This window comes from Streptomyces sp. TLI_053 (genome assembly GCF_900105395.1).
GTDB lineage: Bacteria > Actinomycetota > Actinomycetes > Streptomycetales > Streptomycetaceae > Kitasatospora.
The window spans coordinates 9,824,009-9,838,707 of record NZ_LT629775.1 but is presented as its reverse complement, the minus strand read 5'-3'; the positions used below and the strand labels follow the sequence as shown (position 1 = coordinate 9,838,707).

The following is a 14,699-nucleotide window of genomic DNA, read 5'->3' as shown; positions in this document are numbered from 1 at the left end:
TGTAGCGACTCGCCCCGAAGCCCACCCGTCAAGATCATTTGGCAAACGGTCTTGACGGACAGCAGGTGAGCGCCCACCAACGTTTCACCCGCGGTCTGCCGAACGGGACTGATCCGCGGCCACCGGGCCGGCGCACGGGGCAGGGGCGCACGGTCGGGCACCCCTGCCCCGCGTGCGTGAGTACAGGACGCACCCCCGGAACCATGCGCCGGCCCCCGTCGACGACCGGCGGCCCGCGCGCTGTGCGGAAGTCCAGCGGGACGTTTCTGCGGCAAAGGTGGCTGCCTGCGGCCGGTCACCACGTGGAGCCGCAGCGCCAACGGCAACCTCGGCCCGGTGGGACCGGGTCTCCGGAACCGGTGACCCGGTCCCACCTTCGCTGTGGCGGCCCGCTCAGAGCATTCCGGACTCGACCGTCCGGGCCAGGATGTGATCTGCCTCGGCCGCCGTCAGCGACACGGTCGAGGAGGCTCTCTGCCCGAAACAGCGGACCCGGTACTCGTACCCGCCTTCGCTGGTCTCGGCTATCGATACGCACATGTGCATCGGTGTCTCGCAGCCCCGAAGGCCTCGTTCGAGGTGCAGGTGACGGCGCAGCGCGGCGATCCGGTGGTGCGGGGGCAGGTGGAGCTGTGCGCGGCAGCTCTTGCAGCGCAGGAGGTGGCGCACGCTGCCGTGGCGGGCGAGGAATTCCATGCCCTGTGCTTCCTGGGTGTTGCAGTTGCCGCACAGGGGTCCGCGGATCAGGCCGTGTTCGTGGCAGTGGTCCCAGGCGGCTGCGGGCCGGGCCGGGCTGCACATCGTGCACAGGAAGTCTTCGGCCCGAGGGCCCTGTTCGCGGACTCTCGCGTAGGTGGTGCCGGCCAGTTCCTCGTCGTAGCGGCGAAGGTCAGCGGTGGCGCAGGTCGGGCAGAGCACCTTCCATCCGTCGGCGGCGGGCGTGTGCCGGGTCGGGTCCGTGTTGTGCGTGCCGCAGGTGCCGCAGACGCAGTTGCCGGCGGCCAGCGTGGTGTCTGCCTGTTCCCACTGGTCGAGGACGAGGGCGAGTGTTCGGGGGACCGTCCAGGTGTCGCGCGACCAGACCAGTGCGGGGAGTGGGAGCAGGCAGGCGATGGAGTGGTTGGCGCAGCGTTGGAGCAGGCTTTCGGGGGTCAGTCCGCAGGGCAGTGCCCATCCGTCGGGGCTTCGTCGGCACGGTGTCCCGCACGGGCAGCCGTTCTTCATGCGCGCGGCCAGGGCCGCGTGGTCGGCCCAGCGCCGGATCCGTTCCCTCCAGCCGGTGCGGGGAGGTGTCGCGGGCTCCTGCTCGCCGGGGCGGTGCAGCCGTGGGTCGAGGAGGTCGCCGAGGTCCCAGGGCAGTGCGGCGATCGTGCGCCCGGCCGCACGGACTTCGTCTTCGTCGAACTGCCACCGGTTGGCGCGCTTGTGGGCGCGCACCGGCACATGCCCGACGAAAACGAAGTCGTGCTCGGCGAAGCGCTTGCGCTGGAAGTGCTCCGGCACTGTCGGCACCGGGCAGCCGCGTGTCTCCTCGGCCAGACACTGCACAGCCAGCTTTTGACTGATCGTCCGAGCAGCCTGACAGGTGGCACCGACAACGCTCTCTGCGGTACTGGGGGCCGAGCCGTGCGGCAGGACCTGCGATCCTGCGCACGGCGTTCGGCCCGCTGAACGACAGGGCGGACGCCGACCTGCCGACCGAGGCGGGCAACAGCGGTGCCTGCCCGCTTCCCCGGCTTCCTCCCCCGATCCGGAACCCCGGCTGCGCGTACCGCACCGCCCTGCCGCCACGGGCCCTGGGAGCGGGCCGGCTCCCAGGGCCCGTGGCGGGCCGGACCACGGCTGAAGAGCCTTGCGCCGGTCATCAGCGTGGGAAGCCTGGCGGCAGCGGCTTCCCGCCCGGGGCCCAGGGGCGGCACGGGTCCGGGTGCGGCATGCGGCGTGCGGCGTGTCCGTCATCGGCCCAGCGGGCGGTGTTCGGCCGCCGGGCAGCGCGAGTGCCGACCCCGCGGCCCCGCAAGCCGCACCGGGTCAGAAGCGGGTCAGAAGCGGGTCTCCCCGGCCCGGCCTGCGAAGTCGTCGTCGAGGAACTCGCGGAACCGCTCCCGGCCGCGCAACGGAGGCCGGCCCGCGGCGACGGTTCCGTACCAGGCGGCCTCGGCCATCAGCGCGGCGGCCTCGTACCACTGCTCGTCCCCGCGCCATGGCACCCGCGACGCGGCCGCCATGGCGCGGGCCGCGTTCCCGGCCGCGAACGCGTACTCGCTGTCGGGGCCGCAGGAGTCCTGGGCCGTCCGGTAGACGACCGGCCGGCGCCCCGCGGAGCGGACAACGTCGGAGCATTCCAGCGGGTCGTCGTCGAGGGCGCCGACCGCCGCCCTCGCGAGGGCCCGGCCGTCCGCGAGAGTGCCGGCCTGCGACAGTGCGAGGAAGGCCGCGTGGTAGACCTCCGCCCCCATCTGGTGACCGGCCGGCAGGAACCCGGCCGCGACAGCCACCGCGTGCGCCTCCCGCTTGCAGGCCCGGGACACGCCGGTGAACGTCGCCCGGTCGAGCGTCCGCAGCTCGCGGTGGGCGTGCTCGACCAGGGCGTACGCCTCCCACCACGCGTGCTGCTGCGCGTCGACCCGCACGATGCGGTGCAGACTGTCCGCCGCATCGGTCATGCCGTGCTCGCGCAGGGCCCTGGACAGGGCGAGCCAGCGCTCGTTGGGGGTGACGAGTCCCAGGGCCGCGGTGTAGGAGACACCGGTGGTCGCCTGGATCCGGCGTGCGAGGTGTGCGGAACGGGACTGGTGCTTGGGCATCAGGGCCTCGGTCTTCCGGCGCTCCCGCCCACGCCCGGACCGCCCCGCTGCTCGATGCACATGCCGATGGGGGAAGTACGCGGGCCCGTTGGGGACCTTGACCCGTTTCCCCAGCCACGTGGGAGCCGGACGGGAGGCAGTACGCGCCTGGCCGTGCAGGACATTACCAGCCAGGCCGGGCCGGAACCGGCGACGCGCGGGCCCACCGAACACGAAAGCCCCCCTGGGGTCCGGCACGGGCCCACGGCCCCCGGGGCCAAGCGCGCCCGGCCCGTTCCCGGACAGCGCGGCAGGCGGGCGCACACCGGCCCTCCGCCGGCACCACGCACAGCCGGGAAGACAACGGCTCGGCCACGCTCACCGTCACTGTCCCGCACGCCGCCCCGACCCTGGCCGCAGGAACCGTGTCCGCGCTCACCAAGAGCCGGGAGGCTGCGCCGCTTCCCACCGACCGGCGAACTCCTTCGGAAGCCGGCAGCGGCATTCCCCACGACCGCAGGCCACGCCCCGCACGTGAGAGGCCGAACATGCGCAGCACGCTGGTCGGAGCCAGTAGCGGCGACTCAGAAAGGAAGGTCCTCCTGAAGCCGTGCCTGCCCGTTCTGCTGTCCCTCCAGGTAACGCTGCCGTGCTGTTGGCAGCGGGTCGCAGGCTTGCGAGCAGTACTCGGGGCGCGCCTGCGGATATGCGCCGGCGCCGAAGCCGTCCTCGAGCCGGCTCAGCTCCCGCCGGCACCCCTGACAGCCGCCTGCTGCCTGCCTGAGCCGCGCTGCCTCCTTGCGGGCGGTCTCCCACAGCCGCAGGCGCTCGCGGCCCATGGCACGGCGGGTCCGCAGGACGAGCCCGTACTCGGCAGGTACGTCGTGTTGTTCAGGCTCGTGCGGGTCGTCGAAGGCTGCCGTCACGATCGTCTCGGCCATCATCTCCCCCGCCCCGACCGCGACAGCGGCCTTCATCAGCTCCTCGACGGGCCAGTCCGGACTGCTGCGCTCGTGTTCCCCGGACCGGTGGCTTGCCTCGGCCCAGAACCGCCCGGCCGTCACCAACGAGTACAGGTCAAGATCGAACAAGTGCGATGAACACCATGGGACTTCGGTTTCCAGCATCCGCCTCTCGCAATCCGGCTGCCGACACAGTTCCGTGCAGGCACCACCGGCCAGACCGAGAGCGAACCGGCGCTCTCCGCACGCCACCACAACCCTGTCCGCGTCCACGACCTCCACCCTCAGCCCGGTGTCCATGCCGACTGCCGACGCGGACAACTTCCCGGCCAGCGTGAGAAGCGCGGGGTGAGGGACGGCCGTGCCCAGGAGCGCGGAGACGGAGGACGGCGCAGGACTCCAGTCCTCGCTCGGGTGCCACCGGTCCCCCCATGCCCCAGGAACCGCCTCGGATCCCGTCGCGACGTCGACCAGCAGCTCTCCCAAGGTGAACGTCACTACGGGCACGGGGGCGATCATGTCACCACTCGCTTCCTGGCCCACGTCCCAAGTCCTCTCCACGCCAGCTGCCGTGCGGCCCAACTGCCCTCCGGGAACAGCACTTTCACGCCCGGATGCTAGCGCGGGCACCCGAATCCCTCCCGGTGCCGCGCCACTGCGACGTTCCGGTACGACCGGGACTCGCGAGCGATGGGAGCCGAGGCGCTCCGAGCACCGAGTTCGGCGACGCGGCCCCGGAACGCCTTCCAGGACCGCTGTGAGCTGATAAGAACTCGGCCGGGGCGTCATCACGACGCCCCGGCGATGACAGGTCTGCTTGCGGGGCGCGCTGGACCATGGCCTCCACCGGACCAGCCGGTCCAGCGACTGTCGCGGTCGGGCGCAGGGAAGTGTCCGGCTCATGGCGGTGGCGTGCAGAGATGATCGGGTCGGCGGTGGCTGATCGGTCGTGGGCACCCGTACCTCCGCCCGCGCTTCGGACCGTCGTATCCCGTTGCCTCGACCAAACGGGGCGCGGTGTCCGGTGGAGACTGCTTCTCGGCGTGGGCCTGGTGGAGGAGCGGTCTGCGGCGTGGGTCAGCGGTCCTCTGTCCGGGCGCAGTGCCGCAGGAGGTACTCGATCTCGTCGGGCGCGTGGTGCATCCTTTCCTGTCCCCAGGTGCTGTCGAAGTCGAACGAGGATCGGCTGGTCCGCTGGAGCCGCAGTGCCCGCAGGGTCGTGAGCGGGGCGAGCAGGAGCCGCCACAGGGCGACCCTCATCCGGTGCGTCCGTGCTGGGCCGTCGCCCGGCTTGGCGGTGTTGTGGCTGCCTTGAGTGCCTCGACGGATTGGCGGAGCAGGATCTGCATGGCCTCGTGCCGGGTATCCAGGTCCTGGAATCCGGCACCGAGTTCCTCCCACAGCTCCAGGAGGGGGTACCACCAGGTGTTGCAGGACCTGATCGCGCGTGCGGCACGTTGGAGCTCGGCCACCCGGGCATCGTCGGGGATCTCGGAGGCCCGCTCGATGTGGTCGAGGACCACGAGATCCGGGTGGTCGTAGAGGGCTCTCTTGAGGAACTCCAGTCGCCTGATGCGTTCGGTGTCGGCCCGTCGGGCGGCCAGGGTTTCCTGTGCGGTGGTCGAAAGACGCAGGGTGACGTGTGCGGACAGGAGCCGGTAGTGGGGGCTGCGCTGCCGGTCGGGTGCGCCGAGTGCCATGTTGAGGGTGTCCTGGGCGGTGGGCAGGTCGTCCGGCAGCAGCCCGGCGGTCACGTCCGCAGCTGCGCAGCGCAGGTCGCTGCGGGCCTGCTCCTCCAGGTTGGCCCGGTCGCGGGTCGTGGGCCGCCAGAGCAGGGTGAGCGTCGCCTCGAAGGGTACGCCGGCTTCGGCGCTGGGCAGTTGACAGGGGCTGGGACACGTTGTGGTGCGGGCCGCGCGCTGCCACGGCCACCTCATCGGGCGGTGCCGTCGAGCGCGAATACCTTGTGGAGCGGGGCGCTGACCAGGTGCTGGTAGAAGTCCTCGGCGATGTTGACGCCCTGTGCGGTGACGGTGCCCTTGAGTGCCTGCATCAGGTCCATTCCTGCCTGGAACATCCGGTGCCCGCGCAGCGGAACAAGGAGTTGGTCGCGCAGTTGCACGTAGCTGTCGGGGTCGCCTGCGCAGGAGCGGATCCAGTCGGTGATCCGCGGGATGGTGTCGACCGCGGTCTGGGGGCTGCCGAGCAGTTCGAGCAGGGCCCGCTGGACGTCGATCTCCGACCCGTCGGCGGACAGCAACCACGGCAGCCCCTGGGTTTCCACCGCCATCAGGGCGAGGAAGGCCAGACCGCCGCTCCGGGAGGAGAGTTTGCCCTGTTGCCAGGTCCGGACCTCGGTGACCAGTCTGGTCCGGCCGGGTCCCTGGGCGAGTTCCTCGAACGCGGCGAGGACGCTCTCGCGGACGGCCGGGTCGTTGGTCGTGCGGGCCACCCTCCGCAGCCGGACCACTGCCATCTTCGCGGCGGCGGGGCCGGCCTCGGAGTCGGCCAGGACACGGCGGCAGGTGGAGACGACGGTGGGCGCGTTGCCGTTGGTGTCGGCCCACTGGTAGAGCGTCGCCCAGACGAGGCGTCCGACGTGTTCGTCGTACACGACGGCGCGCAGGACGGCTCCCAGGAGGTCCGGCGCGATCACTTCGGCCAGCTTGCCGAGGTGCTCCCTGGTGCCGTGCCGCAGGGCCAGCTCTGCGATCGTGCGGACCACGGGGTCCGTCGGGTCCGGGCGGTCGGCGAGCTTCGCGAGCCAGCCGATCAGTGGTGTGCGCATGGCCTCGTAGTTGTCCCAGACGTACTCGACCACAGCGCGCCCGTACGCCGGCCGGTCGAAGAGCACCATGTCGCGCGCGTCGACCGTGGCACCGACGTCCTGAATGCGGCGGCGCAGGCCGCGGCCCGCGAAGGACGGCTGGGCGGCAGATCCCGCCGCTGCCTCGGTACCGGCCGATTCGACCGCCGTCTGCAACTGCCGCGCGCCGGCGGACACTCGGGAGACCGGCGCGGACTGCTGGACCGCCAGGGTCAGCAGCAGGTAGCGGTCCTCGAGCACCAGCGACTGCTCGGTCCTTCCGCGGACCGCGACGTGCTCTCCGAACAGTTCGTCCAGTTCCCCGCGCCAGTCCGACAGTGCGTCGAGCACGCGGTCCTCGAACGTCTTCGTCGTGGCGGGGCCCGCTGCGCTGCGAAGCATCGCAGGCCCCTGGTGGTGCAGGTGGTGCTCCTCCCAGGCCGCGACGATCCGGTGGGCCGCCCGAACCGCCGAGACGGCGTTGAGGCCGTGCAGCTGGGCCATGGCCGGGGCGGACTCCGTGACCTCCTGCGCCGCTTCGTGGTGGCCGCCGGCCCGGAGATGGGCCTCCACGAGCGCGCCGGCGGCAGGAGGATCTGCCAGACGTAGGACCTGCACGCCGGGCCTGGAGAGCAGACCGACGACGTCCCACACTTCCTGAGCAACCGTCAGTACCAGGCGGGAACCGCATCGGGCGAGGTTCGCCGCGTGCTTCTCGAGCGAGCCGAGGAAGTCGACCGAGACCCTGTCGGTCTCCGGATCCTTGAGGTCGAGCTGGAAGACACGCCCCCTCTCGAGGGGCAACCGGGCGCAGCTGGGCGTCTTCCAGTCCGCCTGCAGTTTGACCAGCGCCGCGCTCGGCTCGGTGTGTTCGCTCAGCAGGCGCAGTGCGAACGTGGTGGTGCCGATCGCGCGGGGGGCGACGACGACCAGGACGGGTTCCCGTAGCAGGCGGGTGTCGGGGTCCAGGGTCTCCTGCCAGGCCTGCGTCCACGCGTCGCGGACGAACGGCTGCTTCTGGAGGACCTCGCGGTCGACTTCCTCGCCCTCGAGGACGTCGCGTTTGCGGGTCTCGATGATCAGTTGGTCGACGACGCCGATGGCGACGTCGACCTGGCTGTGGAAGTTCGCCACCGGTGCGGTGAGCGTGCGGACCCCGGGAGCGATGTCCTCGGCGGCGGGCTGTTGCGGTGTTTGCCCGGCCGGGTTCGGCGGGGTGTCGGGCTGCGCCGGCTCGTCGTCGGGGTGCGGGGGCAGCCAGCTCGGCAGCCAGGTGCTGGGGTCGCTGCTCCTGCCTCCGTCGCCGTTGGGCCTCTCGGAGGGGCGGGGCAGGTAGGGGGTGTCTGACACGGGCTTCTCCCTTGTCCAGGGGGACGGGTACGGCGACGCAGGGTCAGCGGCCGCGCTTCACGATCCGAAGGTTCTCGACGTGGCCGTTGATCACGGGGTCGTTGAGCGCATTGTTGAAGTTGAGGACCGCCCCCGCCCTGGCGGGTCGGTCCGGCACGGGGGGTGCCGGGGACTCCTCGGAAGGGCGCGCCGCGGCGCTGTCGGGGTCGGGCAGGTACCCGCGCAGGGAGGTGGTGGGCAGGCCGGGGACGAGGAGCCGGCACGGTTCCTCGAACCCGGGCTTGTCGGCCACCCGGGCCGTGGCCGCCAGGAAGTGGTCCTGCGTCGCCTGCGGCCCGGTGCGCCCGGCCTGCACGGAACGCCGGTAGACGGGCTCCGAGAGGACGGCTGCCAGGAACAGCCCGTTGTCGGTCGCGGCCGCGACGGCCTGGTAGGCCGCGTCGCTGTTGACCAGACGGCACGCGTCGTTGATCGCGGTGCCGCGGCCGTCGGGAACGCTCAGGGGGCCGACGTGGAGGGCGGTGCGAAGGCGGATGACCGGGGCTCCGGCCATCCGGATTCCGGCGTACCGCTGGAGCGCGGCGCTCAGGTTCGCCAGGAGCGGATCCACCAATCGTGCCGTGTGCCGGGGTGGCAGCAGCAGAATGACGCCGTCACCCGTGTCCCTGTATCCGGTTCCCAGAGTGGCGGGGGCGGGCAGGCCGCTCTGGGCGAAGACGGTCTCCAGGATGCTGTCCAGGTCGGCCCGCACCGGTGCCATCCGTACTTCGGGCAGTCGGCTGTAGCCCTTCATGTCGACGACCATGACGGCCTGTTCGGGTGGCACGTCGTGGCCTGTGGCGTCGTGGTCCGGTTCGCTGGCGGAGGCAGTCATGAGAGGGCCCTTTCGGCAGTAGGGGCAGCAACGAGGCCCCATGCTGCTCGGCCGCGCGGACCGGTGGTGCCCAGTACTGGGCACCACCGCGGTGGCCTGTGTCACGTCAGGTGAGCACGTGGGCCTCGATGGCGGGCATGTTCCGCACGACCAGCCCGCCGCCGGCCCCGGTCCCGACCCAGCCGCGCTCGCGCCACGGCCTGATGGCTGTGCCCACGCCGTTGCGGGACGCCCCGATCAGCTGCGACAGCTCGGTCTGGGTCAGCCGTACCACCGTCTCGGAGCCGTGCCGGGAAGCTGCTCCGACGATTCTGCCCAGTGCTGCGGCCAGACGCGCCGCCACCGGTGCGGTTGCCATTTCCAGACGGGCCGCCTCCGCTTCCCGAACACGCGCGATCGCGTGGCGCAGCAGGGGCACTTCCAGATTCTCGGATTGGACGAAGGACAGAAATTCGGGCGCGGGAATGATGTGGACGCGGCACGGTTCGGCGGTGATCACGGAGGCCGAGCGCGGTTGGGAATCCAGGACCGCGAGTTCGCCGAACAGTTCACCGGCGCCGCGGACGGCCAGCAGTGCCCGCTCGCCGTTCGCGCCCGCGAGGGTGACCAGGGTGGATCCGGAGCTGAGCAGGATCACCTGGGTAGCGGGGTCGCCCTGACGGAGCAGCATGGTTCTGGCGGGACGGCTGCGTTCCGGAGCAAGACCGCGCAGTTTCGACCAGAGCTGATCACCGATGATAGATTCATGGCAAAAATTCACATTCCCCCCTAATTCTCCTGGAATAACAGCGGCACGATGATCTCAATTCGTACAGGAAATCAACAGACCGATTCCGGTCACCGTTCCCGCTGCCGCTATCAGGTCCACCGAGGCCCTGATCGCCCGGAACTTCCGTTCGGCGAGAGCGGCCAGGCACCGCAGGCGCCGCGTCTCCAGATCGATCAGGCCCGCCCGGTCGAGGGCCGCCGGTCCTGCGGCGGCTCCGGCCGTCGCAGGACCGGACCGCAAGGACCCGAACTCGGCGGACAACCGGCCTTGCGGCAGCACGGGCCGGATGGCAAGAAGTGCAGCCGCCGTAGCAGCGGCCAGGAGCACACAACCGCACAGCACTGCCGCGGTCAGCAGCACCGGTCCGGCGGACCAGGCCGGGGCAGCCGCCACCGCCGCGGCCAACAGGCCGCCGGACAGCGCGCAGAGCGCGGCGGCCTTCCCGTCGGCCCGTTGGAGCTCCACGAGCACCGCCGCGGACCGTGCCGCGAGCACAGCCTCCACCGCGTTGGAGGAGGGAGCGTCACCGCCGCCGTTGGTCGCCGCCATCGGGAACCTCCTGGGCCGGTCGGGAGAGTGGGTCCTCCCCACTCTCCGGCAGGGCCGCGGCCCCGGAAGCCCAGTACCGGGCACCGCTGCTGTTCACCGCGTCACAGCCGGCGCGGCCAGAGGCGGCCCGGCGCGATCTCCCGGTCCGTCCACGAGGCCCTGGCAGGGCCGCAAAGAGCACCGACACGCGCGGTGCGGGCCGGCGCCGACGGGCCCGTCCCGGCCACCGCAAGGAACCCGGGCCCGGCACGCACATGATCCGCGCCTACCCGGCTGCGCCTCGCGGCCGCCCAACCGCAGGCGAGGACGGCCGACGCGGTCGCGCCCGCCAGGCTCTACAGGAGTGCCGCCGTCGACCGCGCTCGGGGCCGCGGCGCCGGTCGGACGGTTCGCCGAGGGCGACCTGCGGTCGGTCCTAGGACGCCGGGGCGAGCACGGCCGAGTTGTACTGGGCGGGTGTTTCGTGTTTCGGGAGCCGCCCGGGGCAACGAGATCGAGCGTCATTTTCGAGTTTGTGAAGCGGCCTCGACGCAGGGCGCGGCGGGATGCTGGTGCGGCGACTTTCGGGTGACGGTGTCCGGCGCCGGCAGGGCGGCGGGGCACGGCTCAACCTTCCGAAATGTGTAGCGCGCTTGACATTCGGGGTCGGCGAGAGCATTTTGGGCGTCGAGCGCGCTGCACATCCGGTGGCGCCGGCGGAGGGGGACGGTCGTGCCGGTCAGCATCACGCCGGAGGAGGTCCGCGAGCTGTGGGACGCCCCTGCCCGTACGGCGGTCATCGATCGGGGTGAGGACCTCGCGCCGGTGACGAAGGAGGACCTGGCTGCGCTCGCCGACCAGGTCGACACCGACGACCGGGGGCGCCCCCTGGCGGACCAGTGGGACGTCCTGGCCGACCAGCTCAACACGGTCGAGGCGGAGCCGGCCGCGGGGCCGGCCGCCGATATCCTCCAGGCCGTCGAGGATGCGCGCCGCTACCGGGACAAGGTGAAGGCCGACGCCGACGAGGAGTTCAACTCGCTGGTTCGCTCCGCGATGCTCAACCGGAAGGTCACCAAGGTGAAGGTCGCCGAGCTGGAGAAGGCCGCCGATCTGTCCCGCTCGCGGCTCTACCAGATTCGCGACGGGCGCCGCTGACCCGTGGACCACCTCGACGCCGCCTTTCGCCTGGTCACCCGGCGGGAGGCGGAACCCCTCCTCGGCTACGCCCCCGGCAGCCTGAAGGCCGTGATGCAGCAGCAGCGGGGCCGCTGGCCGGGGCCGGTCGCCTGCCGCAGGCGCGACCGGGCACTGCTGTGGGAGCTGGACGTCCTGCTCGCCGCCGCCCGGCCGGCCGCCCGGGTGCGCTCGCGGCGGCCCGACGGCGCCGATCCGGACGGTCTGGTGACGTGTCTGGCCTGCGGTCGCCGCTTCCGCTCCCTGGCGCCGCACCTTGCCCGCGTCCACGGGATGTCGGCCGCCCGCTACCGTGCCGAGCACGCGCTCCCCGCCAGCGCCGCACTGATGGCGACCGACGTTCGGCGCTCGCTCTCCGCGACCCGCACCGAAGCGATGGCCGCCGACCCGGACCTGCTCGAGCCGATGCGAGCCTGCGCGCCCCCCGCGGAAGAACTCGCCCGCCGCTCGGCCCGGGCCCGCGAAGCCACCGACGGCCTTCCTGCGGTGCGCGCCGCGCGCCGGTCCGCTGCCCTGCGCACCGTCCCGGCCGCCCAACAGGCCCGCCGGGACGCGCTCGAAGCGACCGCCCGGGCAGCCGGCTTCGCGTCGATGACCGAGGCCATCGAGGCCACCCGCGACATGCCGAGCCGTGCCGCTGCGGCCCGGATCGGAGTCGGCGCCAGCACGGTGAAGCGCCGGCGCCGACAGTCCCGGTCGTGAGGCCGCCAGCGCGCCCGCTCGACCGTGGCGGGCGGACCCGGCCGCCGTCGGCACCGCCGCGCGACGCGGACGCCTGCCGGGCGGCCGGGCCGCCCCGGGCGTCACCGCGCGGCGCCCGGGCCGCGGGAGTGCTCGTACCGGGCGGTGCGGGACAGGAGCAGCCGCACACCCCGGCCGGGACCCTCGACGGGTCCGCCGAGCCGACGGGTCCGGGGCACCGGCACCCGGGGGCTCCCGCACACGGGCAGGCAGTCCACCCGGCCGCCGGAGAGCGCCGGGGCAGCAGGGCTCCGCGCCGGAGAAGGCGGGGTCCTTGCCGATCGGGGCCTTCAGCCTCATGTCGTCGGCCCACTGCCGGAAGACCGAATCACAGGTCCGCCGGGCATTGCCCTCCTGCCACGCGCGCGAGCACCCCCCAGGATCCGCACCGTCCTCGATGGCAACCCCGGCCGACACGACAGGGCGCGGCCGGCGGTACATCCCGGCCCGGGCATGGTGCCGGGCGCGCCGCCCGACAGAGGAGAAGGCACGAGGATCCTGCCCCGTGGCGCGAGCGTCGTCCTACCGTGCCCGGTGCCGGGGCCGGGCGGTTGTCGGGGCGGTGGCGAGGAGCGCCTGCGTGCGCCGCCGGAGGGCCTCGTCCTGGTGGATGATGCTGTCTTCGGTGCCGGAGCGGACGGTGCGGGCGTCGCCGTGCGCGAGGACGGCGAGGCGGGCGAGCTGGTCGTCGGTCAGGGTCGCGATGCCGAGCGTGTCCAGTGCTTCGCATGCGCCTTGGGGGTCGGAGTCCGTTTCGGCGGCGCGCAGTGCGGCTTCGGCGAGCGCGGGGCGATCGAGCGTGCCGGGTTCCGCGACCGTCAGCAGGGCCAGCACGGCGGCCGGCGCCGACCTCGGATCGGCAAGGGCTGCTTCCAGATGAGGTGCAAGGGGTCGCCCCGCGGGGCCGAGGAGTCGCACGACACGGGCGGCCCGTGCGACGGACCATTGCGACCAGCGGTTGCGTGCGGCGCGGCGGAACACGGAGTCCAGGACCGTGACCGCCTCGTTCGCGTCGCCGGTGATCAGCCACAGGGCCTCGGCGAGGGCGGTGTCCGTGTCCAGCGCGAAGGTGGTGCCGGCGCCGGGGCCGGCGAGTGCCGCGCGCAGCTCGGGCAGCAGCGCCACCGCCCGGGGGCCGAGTTCTCCCGCCGCGGCGGCGGCCTGCCTGGGGCGGAAGTCGCCCTGCCGGAGTGCGGGGCCGAGGAGGTGCAGGAGGGGCGCGGTGTCGCCGGTGAGGTCGTTCAGGGCTTTCGCGGCGGCCAGGGCGCCGGTGCCGGCTGCCGCTCGCAGGGCCGCTGCGGCGCGGGCCCGCTGGTCCGGTGTGCTGTCGCGGGCGACGGCGGCGAGGGCCGGGGCCGCCGGGTCGGGCGCGTGCGGGAGCAGTGCGCACAGCTCGGGCAGGGCCTCTGTCGCCGCGCTCCCCCAGCCGGCCAGGAGGTTCGTCAGCTGCCAGGGTTCGTTGCCGCCGAGGTCCCGGGGCCGGGAGAGCCGGGTGCGGACCGCGGTGAGCAGGCCGGGGTCGTAGGGGAAGGGGTCGTGCGGGCTGCGGAGTCCGGCGGCCGCGTCCAGGGCCCGGGGGCGTCGCGCGAGGCCCGCGGCCAGGAAGGGCGTCGCCAGGGTGGGTGCGACGAGGACCAGGGCGGCCAGGGCGCGGTCCGCGACGTCGTCGTCCTCGTCCGGGGCCCGTCCGGCCAGGGGGATCAGGATGTCCGCCGCCGGTTCGGCGGCCGGGCCCAGGCGGCCCAGCAGTGACGACAGGGCGAGCACCGACGCCTCGTCGACACCCGCCGCACGCAAGGCCGGCACCAGGCGCAGCGGGGCGCTGCGGGACATCATGCACGCGCGGTCGGCCGCCCGGATGCCCTCCTCCCGGACCTCGGCCCGCCCGTCGCGCAACGCCGACACGACCAGGGCGAGAGCCGCCTCGCGTTCGGCCGGGTGGTTGCGCTCCAGCAGGGCCTCGACGACGGCGGCCAGCGGTTCCGTGCGGTCGATGTCGAACGCGGAGCGCAGCGGGTCGGCGGGCAGCAGCGACAGCATCGCGGTGTGCAGGGCCCCGGTCCACGGTGCGCCCGCGTCCAGGTGGGCGAGGACGGCGGCCAGGCGCACCTCGGCGGGCCGCGAACAGTCCAGGGCGGTGGCTGCGAGGGCGGCGCCGGCCGCGGGGTCGATCCGGGCGATCGCGGACAGGACTTCCGCCCGGACCGCGGCCTCGGGCTCCTCCTCCCAACGCGCGTGGAGAGCGGGCAACGCGATGCGCGCGCGGGTGCACGACACACTCCACGCGGCGGCTCGTCGCACGTCCGTCCCGGCTGCCGCCAGCAGGGGCAGGAGCAGCGGGAGCCGGGCGGCCACGGCCGCGCGGACCGTGCCGGGCTCCACCTCGTGCTCGTCCTCGCTCGCGGCCATGCCGCCGAGCAGTCGCAGGACGTCCGCCGCACGGTGGCCGGCGGCCGCGAGGCCCGCCAGGAACGGGACCGTCACCGCGCTGGCGTCGTAGACCGTCCCCTGGTGCAGCACGCTCCCGTACAACTCCGACAGCGCCTCCCGCGCCGCGCCCGCATCCGCACCCGCGAGCGCGCGCAGCATGTCGGGCAGGTCCTCCGCACTGCCGTACGCATGCGAGTGGGAGGACCAGGAGAGAGCGTCCAGGCCGTCGAGCGGATGTACGAGGTCCATACGGGAC

The 14,699-nt window shown here is 73.1% G+C and carries 12 protein-coding genes; 2 read left to right on the top strand and 10 right to left on the bottom strand.

Going from position 1 to position 14,699, the window contains the following annotated elements; translation table 11 throughout:
• Positions 1–393: 393 nt before the first annotated feature.
• The 9 genes from BLU95_RS40915 to BLU95_RS40875 all read right to left on the bottom strand — a co-directional run bounded on the left by BLU95_RS40915 (position 394) and on the right by BLU95_RS40875 (position 10,096).
• Positions 394–1,503 (bottom strand): endonuclease domain-containing protein, encoded by a 1,110-nt coding sequence (locus BLU95_RS40915; RefSeq protein WP_093864502.1) that lies wholly within the window; start codon positions 1,501–1,503, stop codon positions 394–396.
• Between the two features lie 539 nt (positions 1,504–2,042).
• Positions 2,043–2,807 (bottom strand): hypothetical protein, encoded by a 765-nt coding sequence (locus BLU95_RS40910; protein ID WP_093864501.1) that lies wholly within the window; start codon positions 2,805–2,807, stop codon positions 2,043–2,045.
• A gap of 563 nt (positions 2,808–3,370) precedes the next feature.
• Complete coding sequence (locus tag BLU95_RS40905; protein WP_159425272.1) at positions 3,371–4,267, bottom strand: hypothetical protein; 897 nt, start codon at positions 4,265–4,267, stop codon at positions 3,371–3,373.
• A 558-nt stretch (positions 4,268–4,825) separates the two neighbouring features.
• A complete protein-coding gene (locus tag BLU95_RS40900; protein WP_093864499.1) occupies positions 4,826–5,008 on the bottom strand; it encodes a hypothetical protein in 183 nt (60 codons plus the stop codon).
• Entirely contained in the window at positions 5,005–5,685 is a 681-nt protein-coding gene (locus BLU95_RS40895; protein WP_093864498.1) for a hypothetical protein, read from the bottom strand. The genes BLU95_RS40900 and BLU95_RS40895 overlap by 4 nt, the downstream gene beginning before the upstream one ends.
• Complete coding sequence (locus BLU95_RS40890) at positions 5,682–7,904, bottom strand: hypothetical protein (RefSeq protein ID WP_231978154.1); 2,223 nt, start codon at positions 7,902–7,904, stop codon at positions 5,682–5,684. Before BLU95_RS40890 ends, BLU95_RS40895 begins: the two co-directional genes overlap by 4 nt.
• Positions 7,905–7,947: 43 nt before the next feature.
• Entirely contained in the window at positions 7,948–8,778 is an 831-nt protein-coding gene (locus BLU95_RS40885; protein ID WP_093864497.1) for a hypothetical protein, read from the bottom strand.
• 106 nt (positions 8,779–8,884) lie between these two features.
• Positions 8,885–9,538 (bottom strand): Crp/Fnr family transcriptional regulator, encoded by a 654-nt coding sequence (locus tag BLU95_RS40880; protein WP_093864496.1) that lies wholly within the window; start codon positions 9,536–9,538, stop codon positions 8,885–8,887.
• A gap of 42 nt (positions 9,539–9,580) precedes the next feature.
• On the bottom strand, positions 9,581–10,096 hold the full coding sequence (locus tag BLU95_RS40875; RefSeq protein WP_093864495.1) for a Pycsar system effector family protein: 516 nt from the start codon (positions 10,094–10,096) through the stop codon (positions 9,581–9,583).
• 711 nt (positions 10,097–10,807) lie between these two features.
• On the opposite strand from BLU95_RS40875, the gene BLU95_RS40870 reads away from it, so the two are divergent.
• Positions 10,808–11,233 (top strand): hypothetical protein, encoded by a 426-nt coding sequence (locus tag BLU95_RS40870; RefSeq protein WP_093864494.1) that lies wholly within the window; start codon positions 10,808–10,810, stop codon positions 11,231–11,233.
• A gap of 3 nt (positions 11,234–11,236) precedes the next feature.
• Positions 11,237–11,974: a MucR family transcriptional regulator gene (locus BLU95_RS40865; RefSeq protein ID WP_231978152.1), complete on the top strand. Its 738-nt coding sequence runs from the start codon at positions 11,237–11,239 to the stop codon at positions 11,972–11,974.
• Between the two features lie 561 nt (positions 11,975–12,535).
• On the opposite strand, the gene BLU95_RS40860 is transcribed toward BLU95_RS40865, so the two are convergent.
• Positions 12,536–14,692 (bottom strand): hypothetical protein, encoded by a 2,157-nt coding sequence (locus BLU95_RS40860; protein WP_093864493.1) that lies wholly within the window; start codon positions 14,690–14,692, stop codon positions 12,536–12,538.
• Positions 14,693–14,699: the final 7 nt, after the last annotated feature.

What these genes read in the sequence shown, in the direction of transcription:
- BLU95_RS40900 (WP_093864499.1), bottom strand. Translation starts at nt 5,008, where the DNA reads ATGAGGGTCGCCCTGTGGCGGCTCCTGCTCGCCCCGCTCACGACCCTG.
- BLU95_RS40910 (WP_093864501.1), bottom strand. Translation starts at nt 2,807, where the DNA reads ATGCCCAAGCACCAGTCCCGTTCCGCACACCTCGCACGCCGGATCCAG.
- BLU95_RS40885 (WP_093864497.1), bottom strand. Translation starts at nt 8,778, where the DNA reads ATGACTGCCTCCGCCAGCGAACCGGACCACGACGCCACAGGCCACGAC.
- BLU95_RS40905 (WP_159425272.1), bottom strand. Translation starts at nt 4,267, where the DNA reads ATGATCGCCCCCGTGCCCGTAGTGACGTTCACCTTGGGAGAGCTGCTG.
- BLU95_RS40860 (WP_093864493.1), bottom strand. Translation starts at nt 14,692, where the DNA reads ATGGACCTCGTACATCCGCTCGACGGCCTGGACGCTCTCTCCTGGTCC.
- BLU95_RS40875 (WP_093864495.1), bottom strand. Translation starts at nt 10,096, where the DNA reads ATGGCGGCGACCAACGGCGGCGGTGACGCTCCCTCCTCCAACGCGGTG.
- BLU95_RS40895 (WP_093864498.1), bottom strand. Translation starts at nt 5,685, where the DNA reads ATGAGGTGGCCGTGGCAGCGCGCGGCCCGCACCACAACGTGTCCCAGC.